The organism is Bradyrhizobium sp. HKCCYLRH1030, assembly GCF_051168395.1.
Taxonomy (GTDB): Bacteria; Pseudomonadota; Alphaproteobacteria; order Rhizobiales; family Xanthobacteraceae; genus Bradyrhizobium.
Genome location: NZ_JBNPUY010000004.1, coordinates 200,519 through 215,784, shown reverse-complemented (window position 1 = coordinate 215,784; position 15,266 = coordinate 200,519). Strand labels below are relative to the sequence as shown.

The following is a 15,266-nucleotide window of genomic DNA, read 5'->3' as shown; positions in this document are numbered from 1 at the left end:
ACGCGCATTCACCCGTCTAGCGCCCCCACTCCAGAAGATGCTGATCGAGGGCGTCGCGGCGGCCGCGACACCGCAGGATGGGCAAAGCCGCCGTCGGCGCTCGCAGAGCGGCGGCGGAGGCGCGCCCACCGCGGAGGGCATGGTGGGCACGCGTCAGCCGACGCGCGGCGATGCAGCGAGACGTCGCTTCGCCCACCCTACGGTTTTGCCGATGAGGCGACGGTCAATGACTATGATCGTCGTCCAGCGATCGTGCTGCCGATCAGCGGACGCCGCTCTGCCGTTCACGCGACCTCGAGGAGCGGAAGATGCCGGTCGAGCAACACGCCGTTGCGCTCCGCAGCAGCACCGCGAGTTTCCCTTCGCATCAGCTGCACTGACGCCGCCGTTTGCCGCCACCGCGGCGGCCTGCCTCATTCCGCCGCAACCCTGCGTCGTGATGGCCCCCGTCCTGCTATTTCGTCTCTTGCGGTCGATTTAAATTTTAAATAAGATTTAATAGTCCGAAACATTATCTCCGAAAATTTCACGATAGATGTTTTATTCATTGCCGATCCATGCCCTGTTGCGCCTCGCAGGCACCGCCACGGCGCCGTTGCGGGAGGCGATCCGGGAGGCCTTCCAGGCCCAGGTCTATCCGCTCGGCTACGTTCCCTCGCATGACGGCATGCGCGGGCTGATGACGCTGGGCGTCGTCACGGCGCATGTCTCCCACAGCCTCGTGCCGGGCGCGGTGCTCTATATCGACCTGTTCTTCGTCGCCAGCGCCTATTACATCACCGGCCTGCTGCTGCGGGACATCGACAAGCACGGCACCGTCAGGTTCCGTCAGTTCTACGCCCGGCGCTTCGCCCGGATCGTGCCGCCGCTGCTCCTGATGCTCGCGGCCTATCTGCTGTTCACCTGGCTGCTGCGGCCGCCATTGCTGCCGGCGGTCGAGCGCGCGGCGATCGCGCTCTCCTACATTGCCAACTACTGGTACGTGCTCGATCCGAAGACGATCGAGGACATCGGCCACACCTGGACCCTGTCGACCGAGGAGCAGTTCTATCTGCTGTGGCCGCTGACCTTCGCGTTCCTGGTGAAGCGGTTCGGCGTGACCTGGCGGCTGGTCGGCGCCATCTGCGCCATCGCGGCCGCAATCTGGGCCTGGCGCGTGGCGCTGGTGATGGATGGCGCGGAGTGGCGTCGGCTCTACACCGCGTTCGATACCCGCGCCGATGCGCTGATGGCAGGCTGCGCCATGGCCGTCGTGCTCAGGCTGGTGCCGCAAGGCGCCTATCCCGCGCTCGATCGTCTGTGGCCGAAGCTCGCATGGCCGCTGTTGATCTACTGGATCACGGTCACCTTCCTGTTCTGGCCGGCGGACGGGCCGAGCATGAACTACTATCTGTTCGGCAGCATGGTGTGCGGCGTGCTTCCGGGCATCCTCGCGCTGACCATGCTGGGGCGGAGCCACGGCACGATCTGCCATCGCATCTTCGAATGGCCGGTGGCGATCTTCCTCGGCCGGATCTTCTACGGCATCTATCTCTGGCATCTGCCGATCCTGAACTTCCTCGACAGCTACGGCGTGTGGTGGCCGCTGCGGCTCGCGATCGGGCTGCCGCTGTCGATCGTGGCGGCGACGCTGTCCTACGCCTATCTCGAGCGCCACTTCCTGCGCCGGCGCGCGCAGCCGGTCACCTCGCCGCCGATCGTCACGGGCGCGTCTCCGGTGCTGGTTCCGGCAGCGAGCTTCGGCGCGGATCTCCGCTTCTCGTCGCACGCGAGCACCGAAGGCGTCCGCCCCTGAGCCGTGCGCCGAGGTCGCCGAAACGACCGCGCCAGCCCCGCAATCAAGTCGACGCGCCGAGCCTGCAAACCCGCCTCCCCTTCCGCCGGGATCATCAGGAGTGATCAGGTGACCACGATCGCGCGCTTTTGACGCACGCGTTCTGCAGACTTGCCTTCAAAATGAACGAGACCGCTCCGACATAGGGCCACCCGCTGGCCGGGCCAGTTCGTTGCCGGAGTTGACGATGCCTCGTTTCACCACAATCTTTTTTGCTGCATCTCTCGCGGCCGCGCTGCTCGCCGCCGCGCCCGCCCAGGCCGGCTACTACATCATCCGCTGGGACAACACCGGCATCTGCCAGGTCTGGAGCGAGGCCTTCGCCTTCAAGCCGGTCGCATGGCCGTCGAGCTATCAGGTCATCAGCCGGCCGGTGCCGACGTTCAACGACGCCGTGACCCGGCAGATCAGGCTGCGCCAGCAGGGCCGCTGCACGCTGTGAGCCCGCGCGCGCCTTATGGCATCACGTGACGGCGGCAAGTCGTCGTTTCACATCCCGGACATCGCTGTGAATGACGGCACGCGCGGCTTGCGTTGCGCGCGCTTTTGTCGCACCACTTTGGCCTTGGTCCGGCCGCAAGGCCGGTGGCCCGCGCGGGCGGGCGATTGTCGTTGTTTTGTTTGAGGAGATTGATGATGCGTCGCCTGACCACGCTCGCCGCCGCCGCGGCCATTGCAGCCGCCTCGATCGTGCCCACCGCCTTCGCCGCGCCTGCGCCCAAGTCCGGCTACTACGTGATCCGCTGGGACAACACCGGCATCTGCCAGATCTGGAACACCGAGCTGCAGTCGAAGCCGGTGGAGTGGCCGTCGACCTACAAGATCGTGTCCAAGCCGGTGCCTACCTTCGTCGAGGCGACCAACATCCAGCTCAAGCTGCGCGACGAGCGCCGCTGCTTCCTGTAAGCGGCGTTCGCACGCAGTCGTACATGGCGGCGGTCAGGCTGCGCTGACCGCGCTCGCCTGCATCGGCACGAAGCCGGGCAGATCGGCGATCCGCGCCAGCCATGCTTGCACGTTGGGGTACGGCGTCAGCGATACGCCGCCTTCGGGCGCATGCGCGGTGTAACTATAGAGCGCGACGTCGGCGATGGTCGGCGGCGCGCCGGTCAGATAGGGTCGCGCGGCAAGTTCGCATTCCATCACCCCGAACAGGCTGTTGGCGAGCTGGTGCGCCCGCGCCATGTCCAGCGGCACGCCGAACAAGGTCGCAACCCGCGCCGCCGCCGGGCCGAACGCGAGCGGACCGGCCGCGGCCGACAGCCAGCGCTGGACCTGGGCCTGGCCGAGCGGATCGCGCGGCAGCCACGTGCCGGAGCCGTCATAGCGGCCGGCGAGATAGACCAGGATCGCATTGGAATCGGGGATCACGGCATCGCCGTCGACCAGCACCGGCACCTGGCCGAACGAATTGAGCGCGAGGAAGTCCGGCCGCTTGTGCGCGCCGCCCTTGAGGTCGACCTCGACGAGCTCGCAAGGCAGGCCGAGCAGGCTCAGCATCAGCCGCGCGCGATGCGCGTGGCCGGAGAGGGCGAAATAGTACAGACGACGTTGCGACATCAGGTGCTCCCGTGGCTCCGCGTCACCTAGACCAGGGACGCCGCAGCAACAATGCGGCCTCCCTGCAACAGGCTGTTGCAGCGGCTGCAACAATGCGACAACGCCAGCCATGAACCGCCTGCCCGACCAGCTCCAGCCCGGCCTGCGCCTCGTCTTCGTCGGCACCGCCGCGAGCGAACGCTCGGCGGCGACCGGGCACTACTACGCCCATCCCGGCAACCGTTTCTGGCGCACGCTGTTCGCGGTCGGCCTGACACCGCGGCTGTACCAGCCGCAGGAATTTCCGGCGCTGCTGTCGCTCGGCATCGGCTTCACCGATCTGTGCAAGCTGGGCGCGGGCATGGACCATGTCGCGCTGAAGGCCGGCGTCGACGCCGCCGGTTTCGCCGCAAAGATCCGACACCATCGCCCGGCAACCGTCGCCTTCACCAGCAAGAAGGCCGCGAGCCTGTTTTATGGCAAGCCGACCGGCACGATTGCGCTGGGGCGGCAGCCGGAGCGGGATGGCTTTCCGACAACGTTCGTGCTCGCCTCTCCGTCCGGTGCGGCGTCTGGCGCGTGGACGTTGCAGCCGTGGCAGGAGCTGGCAGCGCATGTGGCTTGCGCTTCCGGAACTCTGGTCATCCGAGATCGTCTCGATTGAGGCGGAAGGCCGCGGAGGACTGGATGCCCCGCCGACGCGGGACATGACGGTCCAAGGTGCCGCGCTCTGGCTCGCGCTCGCAAGTGCAGCGGATCGAGCTCCGCCGCAGCTCAACATGCAGGCGTCATCGTCCGCGAAGGCGGACGATCCAGTACGCGAAGGCGGCGCGATCGCATGAAATGCCGCGGCGTCGCCATGCCTCGCGCGATCAACAACCGGTTTGCCCGACAGGCAATCTCCGCATCCCCGCCATGCACCAACTGCCCGTCGTGTTAGTTTGCCGCACGTCCGCGCGCTTGCCATGTCGGGCAAATCAGGACGATGTTTCCGCTCAACCCGCCTCATGCAGAGGGACGTACGCGTCGTCACGATACGTGGAGGTGGGCCGCGGTGGACGTGATCGCTGCGCCCGACGAGCGCGAGCGTCACGTACGGCGAAATCGTGATGTCCTGATACCCCGAAGCTGGTATCACGTGCGTGCTCATGCGGAAGCGTGACGCGTGCAATGGCGGCCAACAAGCCGGCGCGCCAGGGAGACCACGTATAAGCCGTCAGACCATGCGCGCAGGGAAGGCCGGGATGTCTCCGCCGAACCTGTGGTTCTGCCGCGTGCTTATCTGTTGCACGCGGACCATGGGAGCGGCGAGCTCCCGGCCTTCCCTGCCCCTCTCAATTTTCGATGGGGCTCGTACGATGCATCCCTCGCGCACGCGATGCGGCGAGAACGCGGACTTATGAGCAGGAGTGAGGGAGAGAGATGGTGTTGGCAGTGCTCAGCACGCAACGACGGTCCTCGCCCGCGCAGGCGGGCGATGACACCTGTTGTGAGTTGCTACGCAGCCACGATGACGACGACGATGACGCAACTACCTGATCGTGATCGCGAGCCCGGACAGATCGACGTTCGCCAAGAGGCCGATCTGCTCACCCGCGAGTTCCAGCACCGCGCCCTTCTGGTTGGTCAGCACGATGCCGCGCACGCCGCGGCCGACGGCGAGGCCCGCGCCGGCGGCGCCGTAGACGCCCTCGACGTCGGACGGACGCCAGATGTTGCTGACGCGGCCGCGCAGCACCGTGCGCGAGCCGCCGAACACCAGGCCCCAGTCGAGGCCGCCGGTCGACAGCGGATAGGCGCGGCCGTGGAAGTTCAACACGCCGCTGCCGCCGGAGCCGCCGATGATCCACCCCGCCTTGTAGATGGTCAGCGTGATGAAGCCGCCATCCGCGTGCGCCGTGGCCGGAATGACGGCGCCGCAAGCAGCCGTCAGTGCCACCAGCAGACCGCGAAGCGAGGATGCAATTGTCATGGATGAAGTCTCCAGCGAAGTGAATTTGGGCTTGAGGTCATTCGATGGCCGTGTGTGACGATCGTGCCCCACCAAGCGAATCGATCGGGCCGAATTTAGCCCTTTGCGCGGCACCACGCATGCGCCGCCGCCGGTGTGTTCGAAATGACGCGCTCTCACCGCAGGAATTTGGCAATGCAAACGGCCCGCCGCCGACATTGACGATGGCTGTCGGAGGGCATGCCGACCGGGCGGGCCGTGATGTGCCGCCGGCCGCCGGCGAAATGGGTCGAGACCCGCGCAGAACCAAGGCGATTTCGGGGTATTTGGCGCGCTGGAGGCGGCCGGACGCCGGCGTTAAGGCCCCATTAACCTTGTCCGACCACGGTGATTTACGGGCTGGATGTTTAGTTGGTCTCGATGTTTACGCGTCGTTTCAGTGGCGGCGCGGGCGTTGATCGGGAGGAGTTATGTCGCAAGAGTTGTCATCCGAAGCCGCAAGTCCGTCACTCGTGCCGCTTGCCATGCCACCGTCGCGCTCCGCGGCGGAGGTCCTGCCGCTGTTGATCGGCACGCCCTTGTCCGAGATCGAGCGCGAGCTGATCGTGCAGACCCTGGCGCGCTGCAACGGCAATCGTACCCACGCCGCAAGGCTGCTCGGCATGCCCGTGCGTACCTTGCGCAACAAGATCCGCATCTACACGGCCGACGGCATCGCGGTGCCGGCCTATTCGGCCTGATCCGACGGCGGCCACGCGATATCCCATCGCGTGGAACTCATCAGGATGCGGCGCCGATTGATGTTGATCAATCGGCCTCGCAGCCCTGCTGCAATTGCTGCCGTCGTCGCGGCTCTGTTAGGCTTCGCTGCGAATCAAAGACGTGTAGCGGAGTTGCGGTAGTGGCAAGGAATCCGGCCGGACGCGGCCTGCAGGGCCCGGTGGGTCCACGTGGCCCGCAAGGGCAGCCCGGGCGGCGCGGACCGGATGGTCAGCGCGGCAAGCCCGGTCCCGACGGCAAGGCGGGTCCGCAAGGCAGGCCCGGTCCGCAGGGGCCCCGCGGCGAGGCCGGTCCGCCAGGCAAGCCGGGACCTGCCGGACCGCAAGGTCCGCAGGGCGAGCCGGGAGCGCCAGGCACGCTGCCGACCATCGATCAGCTGATGCCCTGGCTGGAGCAGATCTTCGCCGCCTATGACGACTACAAGCGCAACCGCGATCGCGAGGCGCATGAGCGTGAGGCCGAGCTGGTGGCGGTGCGCGACATCTTCGCCGCCACCACGCATGACGATGCACTGGACGAGGCCTTCGAGGACGACGATCCGCACGACATCGACCTCCCGAAGAAGAAGAAAAAGAAGAAGGGCAAGAAAAAGAAGAAGCACGACAAGCACGCCCAGGGGCGCGGCGACCACGACGACGAGGGTTTCTGAGCTTCGCCCTCCGTCAGGGCACGATAGGCCTCAGCGCGGGCCGAACCGGGCCGCCGAGCGTTCCCGCGCCTTGGCCGCCTCGATCTCGCGGTCGCGCGGCGGCGCCTGGGTCTGCAGCGAGGTCAGGAGCCGCCGCGCGGCGTCGGCCACCTCCTCGACCGCGCGGGCGAAGGCGGCCTCGTTGGCCTGCGAGGGCGCGTTGAAGCCGGACAGCTTGCGCACGAATTGCAGGGCCGAGGCCTGAATTTCAGCCTCCGTCGCCGGCGGCTCGAAATTGAACAGCGTCTTGATGTTGCGGCACATGATGAGTCCCATCAATCCGGTACTGAACCAGGTCGCAGACCGTGCTATCATGCCCCCGACGCGGCCGGAAGAGTCGCGCATGATCAGGGGGAGTCCATGTTTCGACCGCTTGCCGCCGTTCTTGCCGCCGTCGTCGTTGTTTGCGCGCCGGCCCGCGCCGCCGACTATCCCGCCCCGAAGCAGGGCGACTTCGTCGTCAAGGATTTCAAGTTTCACACCGGCGAGACGCTGCCGGAGCTGAGGCTGCACTATACGACCGTCGGCGAGCCGACCGGGCAGCCGGTGCTGGTGCTGCATGGCACCGGCGGCTCAGGCGGAAGCATGCTGGTGCCGACCTTCGCCGGCGAATTGTTCGGCAAGGACCAGCCGCTCGACGCGAGCAAGTACTACATCATCATCCCCGACAGCATCGGCCACGGCAAATCGTCAAAACCCTCCGACGGGCTGAAGACGAAATTTCCCGCCTATGACTATGCCGACATGGTCGACGCGCAGCACCGCCTGCTGACCGAGGGGCTCGGCATCAAGCACCTGCGGCTCGTGATCGGCAATTCGATGGGCGGCATGCATAGCTGGGTGTGGGCCACGCGCTATCCGGACTTCATGGACGTCGCGGTGCCGATGGCCTCGCAGCCGACCGAAATGGCGGCCCGCAACTGGATGCTGCGCCGGCTGATGCTGGAGACGATCCGCAACGATCCCGACTACAACGGCGGCAACTACACCGCGCAGCCGCGCATGATGAAATACGCCGTCACGGCCTATGCCACCGCCTCGGCCGGCGGCACCATCGCCTACCAGCTCGCGGCACCGACCGCCGCCAAGGCCGACAAGCTGGTCGAGGAGCGCCTCGCCACGCCGATCCCCACCGACGCCAACGACTTCATCTATCAGTGGGACTCCTCGCACGACTACAATCCGTCCGCCGATCTCGACAAGATCAAGGCAACCGTGATGCTGATCAACTCGGCCGACGACGAGCGCAATCCGCCGGAGACCGGCGTCACGGTCGACGCGATGAAACGCGTCGCCAACGGCAAGCTCTTCCTCATCCCGACCTCGGCCGAAACGCGCGGCCACCTGACCACCGGAAATGCGAAGTTCTACGCCGAGCCGCTGCGCGAATTGCTGGCGACGGCGCCGCAGCGCGGCATGTAGATCGGCGGAGGGAGCGAACGAATGCGCAGGACGATGCTGGCCGCTGTCACGATCGGCTCGTTCGCCTGCGCGACCGTCGCGCCGGCCTTCGACAATGGGCAGTTCGACAACGTCCCGCCCGATATCCGCGCGTGGTTCAAGAGCGTGATCGCGCCGAACGGCGTGCCATGCTGCGATGTCTCCGACGGCCACCGCACCACCTATGACGTCCGTGACGGCACCTATTGGGTACCGATCGAAGGCCGGTGGATGCCAGTGCCGGAACGCGCCATCATCCGCGACCGCGGCAACCCGATCGGCAAAGCCGTGGTGTGGTACGTCCATCACCGCGGCGACATCATCATCAGCTGTTTCGTTCCCGCCGATGCGGTATGATGCGCATGTGCGCCATCTGACTGCGACTGCTGCGAGTCGTTAGCGACAAGACAGGTCTCAAGCGAGATTTTCAGCTCGGCTCGCGGGCTCGTGACCGGCCCCTGTTGACGCAGGTCAACAAATACGGAAATTGGCCGAAATAGTGTGCAGAATGCGTCATGCATGAACGCGAAGATTCCTGATCGAAATGCTCAAGCGATTGTTTTTCCGGTCCGCAGGCCGTCTGGCCCGCGCATCTCTCGCGCTGGCTCTCGTCGTCGCGCCCTGCGCTGCGTCGGCCGATGATGAGCTGAAGCTCACGCCAAGCCAGGCGCAGAACCTCGGCGTGCGCGTGACGCATCCGATCTCCAGCCGGATGGACAGGACCCTGCCTTATCCCGCGCAGATCGTCATTCCCACGCCTCAACTATGGGTCGTCAGCGCGCCGGTCGCGGGGATGATCACCAACCTCGCTGTTGCCCGCGGCGATCGCGTGACCGTCGGACAGCCGCTGCTCACGCTGGAGAGTCCGAGCTTCGTCTCGCTCCAGCGCGATTACCTGCACGCGCTGGCACAGGAGGGACTCGCGGCTCAGCAGTTGAAGCGCAACGCCGACCTGTTCGAAGGCAAAGCCATCCCGCAACGCGTGCTGGAGTCGAGCCAGGCCGAAGCACGCCAGGCCAGCATCGTCGTCGCCGAACGACGGCAGATGCTGCACATCAGCGGGCTGTCGGACGAAGCCATCGCCCGGCTCAGCAATGAGGCGGCGATCAGCGCGACACTCACCGTGACGGCGCCACGCGCCGCGTCCGTGGTCGAGATCGCGGTATCGCCGGGCCAGCGCCTTGAGCAGGCCGCGTCCCTGGTAAAGCTTGCGCGGCTGTCGCCGCTATGGGCCGAGATCGCGATCCCCGCGACCAACATCGGCGCCATCAAGACCGGCGCCAAGGTCGACATCGAAGGCTATGCGACACCGGGCCAGGTCATCCTGGTGTCCGAGACGACAGATGCCGCCACGCAGACCATTCTCGTCCGCGCCGAGATTCCAAACAACGGTGAGCTGCATTCCGGACAGATGGCGGCCGCTCGCATCGGCTTCATCTCGGCAGGCGAAAGCGCATGGGAGATTCCCTATAGCGGCCTCGTCCGTCGCGGCGAGCAGACCTCGGTGTTCGTCGCCACGGAAGGCGGTTTCCGGCTCGTCCCCGTGACGCTGCTCGCGGAGGATCAGGATCACGTCGTCATCGCCGGCCCCCTCACGGACAAGGACGAGATCGCCATCGGCGGCATCTCGGCGCTGCGCGGCATCCTCTCGCGACTGGGGCAGTAGATGCTACAGCGGCTTGTCGCATTCGCGCTGTCGCAGCGGCTCTTCGTCATCCTGAGCACACTGCTGGTGATCGGCGCTGGCGCCGTCGTCCTGCCGAGCCTGCCGATCGATGCCTTTCCGGACGTCTCGCCGGTCCAGGTGAAGATCATCATGAAGGCCCCCGGTCTGACGCCGGAAGAGGTCGAGCAGCGCATCACGGTCCCGATCGAGCTGGAGCTGCTCGGATTGCCGAACAAGAAGATCCTGCGCTCGGCGACGAAATATGCGCTGGCCGACATCACCGTCGACTTCGAGGACGGCACCGACATCTACTGGGCCCGCAATCAGGTCTCGGAGCGGCTCTCCAACATTTCGCGCGACTTCCCCGAGGGCGTGAGCGGCGGCCTTGCGCCGATCACGAGTCCGCTCGGCGAGATGTTCATGTTCACGATCGACAGTCCCGATCTGTCGCTGGCCGAGCGCCGGACCTTGCTCGACTGGGTCATCCGCCCGGCCCTGCGCACCGTGCCCGGGGTTGCCGACGTCAACGCGCTCGGCGGCTATGTTCGCGCCTTCGAAATCGTGCCGCGGAACGATGCGCTGGCGGCGCGCGGCATCTCGTCCGAGCTGTTTCGCAAAGCCATCGAGGCCAACAGCCGCAACGACGGTGCCGGGCGGGTCAACCAGGGCGAGGACAGCGCGCTGGTCCGCATCGAGGGCAGCATCCGCGGCATCGACGACATCCGCGCGATCATCGTCGACACCCGCGACGGAATCCCGATCCGGGTCAGCGACGTCGCCCGGGTCAAGATCGGCGCCCTCACCCGCTATGGCGCCGTCACGAAAGACGGCAAGGGCGAGACGGTCGAGGGGCTCGTGCTCGGCTTGCGCGGGGCCAACGCCGGACAATTGGTGCGCGACGTTCGGGCGCGGCTGGATGAGCTGAAGCCATCGCTACCGAGCAGCGTCACCATCAACGTGTTCTACGACCGCAGCCGGCTGGTCAACCGCGCCGTCGGCACGGTGGTGCGGGCGCTGGGCGAAGCCACGGTGCTCGTCGTCGTGCTGCTGCTGCTGTTCCTCGGCAATTGGCGCGCCTCGCTGGTGATTGCGCTCAGCCTGCCGCTCGCGATCGTGATGGCGCTGATCGTGATGCGGGCTGTCGGCATGTCCGCCAACCTGATGAGTCTCGGCGGCCTTGCGATCGCCATCGGCATGCTGATCGACGCGCTGGTCGTGGTGGTCGAGAACATCGTCGGCAATCTCGCAAAGCACGATCACGCAAGCACCACGCCGCTGATCCACATCGTCTACCGCTCGGTCTGCGAGGTTCTGCAGCCGGTCGCCTCGGGCGTCCTGATCATCATCATCGTGTTCGTTCCGCTGCTGACCTTGCAGGGGCTGGAGGGCAAGCTCTTCATTCCGGTCGCGCTGGCGATCATCTTCGCCCTGGCCGCGTCGCTGCTGCTGGCGCTGACGGTGCTTCCGGTCGCAACATCCTTCGTGCTCACATCCGCGTCGCATGACGATCCATTGCTGATCCGCGCAGCGCAGCGCGTCTATGCGCCCGCGCTCGACTGGGCGCTCGGCAACGAGCGCAAGGTGATCATCGCGGCGCTGGTCTGCCTCGTTGCCGCGGGATATGGCTACACCCGGCTGGGCAAGACCTTCATGCCGACGATGGACGAAGGCGACGTCATCGTCAGCGTGGAGACGCTGCCATCCGTCAATCTCGACGAGTCCCTCGCCATCAATGCCCGGCTGCAGGCGGCCCTGATGAAGGTGCCAGACGTCGCCGGCATCATCGCACGCACCGGCTCGGACGAGCTCGGGCTCGATCCGATGGGACCCAATCAGACCGACACGTTCCTGGTGCTCAAGCCGGCAGACCAGCGGCAGACCAGCGACCGCGATGTCCTGCTCGAGACGCTTCGCGAGGTTCTGACCGGCTTCCCCGGTGTCTCGCTCAGCTTCACGCAGCCCATCGACATGCGCGTGCAGGAGATGATCAGCGGCGTCCGCGGCGACGTCGCGGTCAAGATCTTCGGCCCGGACATCACCAAGCTCAACGAGATCGCAGCGAAACTGTCGGCGATTCTATCCGATATCGATGGAGCCCAGGACGTCTACACGACCCTTAACGAAGGCGCGCAGTACTACACGATCGTCGTCAACCGGATGGAGGCGGGCCGGCTCGGGCTCACGGTGGACTCGATCTCGGCCTCCCTGCGCACGCAGATCGAAGGCCGAACGATCGGCACCGCGCTCGAGGAGGGACGCCGGACGCCGATCCTGGTCCGCGGCGGCGAGGCCACGCGGCAGGCGCCGACGATGCTGGCGGCGCTGCCGCTGACGCTTGCGTCCGGCCAGCATGTTGCGCTCTCGCAGGTCGCACGCATCCAGCGGGTCGATGGCCCGGTGAAGATCGATCGTGAGGACGGCAACCGCATGAGCGTGGTTCGCAGCAATGTCCGCGGCCGCGACATGGTCGGTTTCGTCCAGGCGGCTCAGCAAAGGGTCGCAGCCGAGCTGCCGCTGCCGTCCGGCTATCGGCTGACATGGGGCGGGCAGTTCGAGAACCAGCAACGTGCAGCCGCGCGTCTATCGGTCGTGGTGCCGGTCGCGATCGGCTTGATCTTCGTGCTGCTCTTCACCACGTTCGGCTCGGTGCGCCAAGCCCTGCTCGTCCTCGTCAACATTCCGTTTGCGCTGATCGGCGGCGTGTTCGCGCTGGTCTCGAGCGGTGAATACCTCTCCGTTCCAGCCTCCGTCGGCTTCATCGCACTACTCGGAATCGCCGTGCTCAATGGTGTCGTGCTGGTGTCTTATTTCAACCAGTTGCGCGCTCACGGGGTCCCCGAGCAGCGCATCGTGGTCGAAGGCGCCAAGCGCAGGCTGCGGCCTGTGCTGATGACGGCGAGCATCACGGCGCTGGGTTTGATCCCGCTGCTGTTTGCATCGGGGCCCGGATCGGAGGTCCAGCGTCCGCTCGCGATCGTCGTGATCGGCGGCCTGCTGTCGTCCACGCTGCTGACGCTGATCCTGTTGCCGATCCTGTATCGCCGCTACGGCGCTGCTGCGAAGGAAGCCACATGAGCAGCCAAGCCGTCTGCCTGACCCTGATCGTGCCGGATGCACTTCACAGCGAGGTACTCGACCATCTGAGCGAGCAGACCGATCTCGTGACGGGCTTTACCGCCTCGGAAGCAGCCGGACACGGTGCGCGCGTCCGGCTACGGAGCGCTGCAGAGCGGGTGAAAGGACATGCCGACGAGGTCGTCGTGCGGATCGTGTTGCCGGAAGAGGATCTCGAGCGGCTCCTCGAGCGGCTCAGAAGCGCGTTTGCGGGAACCCAGCTCGTCTATTGGGTCGTACCCGTCACCGCCTTCGGCATCATCGCGTGAGCGGGTTCGACGTCAGGGGCGGTCGATTCAAGGCTTGAAACACCAGCCCTGAATCGCCTCCCGTTCCGAAGCGGACTGCCGCCTCGCCGACGCCGTCAGTGCTCGCTCTCGAGGCCGCCGACGTGCTTCTGCGTGTAGAGTTCGAGACCGATGCGGTCGATGAGGTCGAGCTGGGTCTCGAGGAAGTCGATGTGATGCTCCTCGTCCTTCATCAGCTGCTCGAACAGGTCGCGCGACACGTAGTCCTTGACGCCATGACAATAGGTTGCGGCTTCCTGATACAGCGTCCGCGCACCGATCTCGGCGGCGAGATCGCATTCGATGATCTCCTTGACGTTCTGGCCGATGCGCAGGGGATCGAGCACCTGCATGTTGGGGAAGCCGTCGAGGAAGAGAATGCGGTCGGTGAACTTGTCGGCGTGCTCCATCTCCTCGATGGATTCCTTGCGCCAGACCTTCGCCATGTCGAGAAGGCCCCAATTGTTCAACAGACGATAGTGCAGCCAATATTGGTTGATGGCAGTCAGCTCGCTGCGCAATCCCTTGTTGAGATATTCGATGACCTTGGGGTCGCCCTGCATGGATAAGCTCCGAAAAAGTTAGAGGCCGCAGGCGCTCAATAACAGGTTCGAAGTGCGGAGACGACCCCCGTTCATGTGCATTTTTCGGGCGGAGAACGACGCGACTGACGGCAATGCCTGTCAGCAGGCAGCGAGCGCGAAACGGCTCTGAAGGTCGTCATCGATCGCCTTCACCGGTGTCGTCCCATGGTGGTGGCCGTGCTGACAGCCGGCCTGGCAGGCGCGAGCACAGGGACCCAGCGCCTCGTCGATGATCGTCTTGATCGTGCGCGCACAGCGGCCGCATTCCGCGCTGCACCCCAGGCAACCGTAGACCTGCTTGGGGTTCCGCGGCAGTTCGTCCGCGGACTTCACCGCGTTGCGGATATCGTGATCGCTGATGACGTTGCAGGAACAAACAATCATGAGAAACCGGCCAATCGTCCTTGGTCAGGTATCGATAGTCATCCGCAGCTACCCGCGCAAAGGGAAAACGGCGCTTTTGAAGCTATTCCAATTTCGCGATCAATCTAGAATGCCTCCAACTGTACGAGCTTGCCGCAGATCAAAGTTACCGCCGAATAACAATGGTGGGCGGCGATCGAGCAGGCGCAACTCAGTCGCCACCACCACCGTCCCCTCCACCACCGTCCCCACTGTCACCTCCGCCGTCGATCGGGTTTCCCATGACGTCCGACGAGGTATTGGAAAACCAACTTGCGAGACCGCCGCCCTGACTGGAGCTGGACCCCCCGTGGGAGTCGACGCTGGTGCTGTCCGCGGACGAACGGCGGCGGTTGGGCCTGCGGTCGACACGAACCAACAGCGCGTAGCAGACGGCCGAGGTCAATCCGATCGCCACGACCATCGCCATCGTGGGGGTCATGCCGGCTCCAATGCGGCAGTGAATTTTGTGCAATGCAGCATTGAACGTATCCTGGACTTGGGTCGTCCAATGGGACGCCCCCGTTCATTGATCATTCAAGCGGGATGTGTGAACCTGCCGTATCGCTTGATACGCGATCCGCCGACCTGGAGTGAGAGAGGTTAAGGTCATGAAGAAGACTCTTGCGGCCCTGGCCGCCGTCGCAACGCTGTCGACCGCAGCGCTGGCCCCTGCTCCTGCTGAAGCGCGCAATGGTCGTGTCGCCGCCGGTGTCGCTGCCGGCCTGCTCGGGGGTGCCCTCATCGGTGGCGCCATCGCTGCGGGCAGCAATCCCTATTATTATGGGCCCGGATATTCTTACGAACCGGGCTACTCCTATTACGGCGGGCCTGCCTACGTCGCCGATCCTGGCTACGCCTGCTATTGGCAGCGCCAGCGCTTCTGGGACGGCTACGGCTGGCGGATTCGCCGCGTCCGGGTTTGCGAGTGATCGTTCACCTTCATTAATTCCATGACCTTGCACCGGAATTTCGAGAACG

At 65.5% G+C, this 15,266-nt stretch carries 17 protein-coding genes; 12 read left to right on the top strand and 5 right to left on the bottom strand.

All coding sequences use genetic code 11. From position 1 onward, the window contains the following. Positions 1-535 precede the first annotated feature (535 nt). The 3 genes from ACQR1E_RS14105 to ACQR1E_RS14095 all read left to right on the top strand — a co-directional run bounded on the left by ACQR1E_RS14105 (position 536) and on the right by ACQR1E_RS14095 (position 2,740). Complete coding sequence (locus ACQR1E_RS14105) at positions 536-1,795, top strand: acyltransferase family protein (protein ID WP_434897185.1); 1,260 nt, start codon at positions 536-538, stop codon at positions 1,793-1,795. Between the two features lie 226 nt (positions 1,796-2,021). Beyond that, on the top strand, positions 2,022-2,276 hold the full coding sequence (locus tag ACQR1E_RS14100; protein WP_315717825.1) for a hypothetical protein: 255 nt from the start codon (positions 2,022-2,024) through the stop codon (positions 2,274-2,276). A 194-nt stretch (positions 2,277-2,470) separates the two neighbouring features. Next, complete coding sequence (locus ACQR1E_RS14095) at positions 2,471-2,740, top strand: hypothetical protein (protein WP_315827115.1); 270 nt, start codon at positions 2,471-2,473, stop codon at positions 2,738-2,740. Positions 2,741-2,773: 33 nt separating this feature from the next. Here the strand turns inward: ACQR1E_RS14095 and ACQR1E_RS14090 are convergent, their stop codons facing one another. Beyond that, a complete protein-coding gene (locus ACQR1E_RS14090; RefSeq protein WP_434897184.1) occupies positions 2,774-3,394 on the bottom strand; it encodes a glutathione S-transferase family protein in 621 nt (206 codons plus the stop codon). 109 nt (positions 3,395-3,503) lie between these two features. On the opposite strand from ACQR1E_RS14090, the gene ACQR1E_RS14085 reads away from it, so the two are divergent. Further along, positions 3,504-4,037, top strand: coding sequence for a mismatch-specific DNA-glycosylase (locus ACQR1E_RS14085; protein ID WP_316171683.1), 534 nt, complete (start codon positions 3,504-3,506; stop codon positions 4,035-4,037). Positions 4,038-4,904: 867 nt separating this feature from the next. Here ACQR1E_RS14085 and ACQR1E_RS14080 read toward each other — a convergent pair. Then, entirely contained in the window at positions 4,905-5,345 is a 441-nt protein-coding gene (locus ACQR1E_RS14080; RefSeq protein WP_316194330.1) for a hypothetical protein, read from the bottom strand. Between the two features lie 449 nt (positions 5,346-5,794). Here ACQR1E_RS14080 and ACQR1E_RS14075 point away from each other — a divergent pair, with 449 nt between their 5' ends. After that, positions 5,795-6,064, top strand: coding sequence for a helix-turn-helix domain-containing protein (locus tag ACQR1E_RS14075; protein WP_315717831.1), 270 nt, complete (start codon positions 5,795-5,797; stop codon positions 6,062-6,064). Positions 6,065-6,225: 161 nt separating this feature from the next. Next, on the top strand, positions 6,226-6,753 hold the full coding sequence (locus tag ACQR1E_RS14070) for a collagen-like protein (protein ID WP_315827118.1): 528 nt from the start codon (positions 6,226-6,228) through the stop codon (positions 6,751-6,753). 30 nt (positions 6,754-6,783) lie between these two features. On the opposite strand, the gene ACQR1E_RS14065 is transcribed toward ACQR1E_RS14070, so the two are convergent. Continuing rightward, entirely contained in the window at positions 6,784-7,056 is a 273-nt protein-coding gene (locus ACQR1E_RS14065) for a DUF2277 domain-containing protein (protein WP_315717862.1), read from the bottom strand. A 96-nt stretch (positions 7,057-7,152) separates the two neighbouring features. Here ACQR1E_RS14065 and ACQR1E_RS14060 point away from each other — a divergent pair, with 96 nt between their 5' ends. The 5 genes from ACQR1E_RS14060 (at position 7,153) to ACQR1E_RS14040 (ending at position 13,281) form a co-directional block, all read left to right on the top strand. Further along, complete coding sequence (locus ACQR1E_RS14060; RefSeq protein ID WP_316203238.1) at positions 7,153-8,214, top strand: alpha/beta fold hydrolase; 1,062 nt, start codon at positions 7,153-7,155, stop codon at positions 8,212-8,214. Between the two features lie 21 nt (positions 8,215-8,235). Then, positions 8,236-8,589, top strand: coding sequence for a hypothetical protein (locus ACQR1E_RS14055; protein WP_410051259.1), 354 nt, complete (start codon positions 8,236-8,238; stop codon positions 8,587-8,589). Positions 8,590-8,776: 187 nt separating this feature from the next. Continuing rightward, positions 8,777-9,898, top strand: a complete 1,122-nt coding sequence (locus ACQR1E_RS14050) for an efflux RND transporter periplasmic adaptor subunit (protein ID WP_316171681.1) — start codon at positions 8,777-8,779, stop codon at positions 9,896-9,898. Then, the gene (locus ACQR1E_RS14045) at positions 9,899-12,973 is read left to right on the top strand and encodes an efflux RND transporter permease subunit (RefSeq protein ID WP_316171680.1); all 3,075 of its coding nucleotides are present in this window, start codon (positions 9,899-9,901) and stop codon (positions 12,971-12,973) included. After that, positions 12,970-13,281 carry a DUF3240 family protein gene (locus ACQR1E_RS14040; protein ID WP_315717836.1) on the top strand — a complete coding sequence of 104 codons (312 nt, stop codon included), beginning with the start codon at positions 12,970-12,972 and terminating at the stop codon, positions 13,279-13,281. Before ACQR1E_RS14045 ends, ACQR1E_RS14040 begins: the two co-directional genes overlap by 4 nt. Before the next feature lie 95 nt (positions 13,282-13,376). On the opposite strand, the gene bfr is transcribed toward ACQR1E_RS14040, so the two are convergent. Both bfr and ACQR1E_RS14030 read right to left on the bottom strand, forming a co-directional pair. Then, positions 13,377-13,862 (bottom strand): bacterioferritin, encoded by a 486-nt coding sequence (gene bfr, locus ACQR1E_RS14035; protein ID WP_316171679.1) that lies wholly within the window; start codon positions 13,860-13,862, stop codon positions 13,377-13,379. A gap of 120 nt (positions 13,863-13,982) precedes the next feature. Further along, on the bottom strand, positions 13,983-14,267 hold the full coding sequence (locus ACQR1E_RS14030; RefSeq protein WP_315717838.1) for a (2Fe-2S)-binding protein: 285 nt from the start codon (positions 14,265-14,267) through the stop codon (positions 13,983-13,985). Positions 14,268-14,896: 629 nt separating this feature from the next. Here ACQR1E_RS14030 and ACQR1E_RS14025 point away from each other — a divergent pair. Then, positions 14,897-15,217, top strand: coding sequence for a hypothetical protein (locus ACQR1E_RS14025; protein WP_315717840.1), 321 nt, complete (start codon positions 14,897-14,899; stop codon positions 15,215-15,217). Positions 15,218-15,266: the final 49 nt, after the last annotated feature.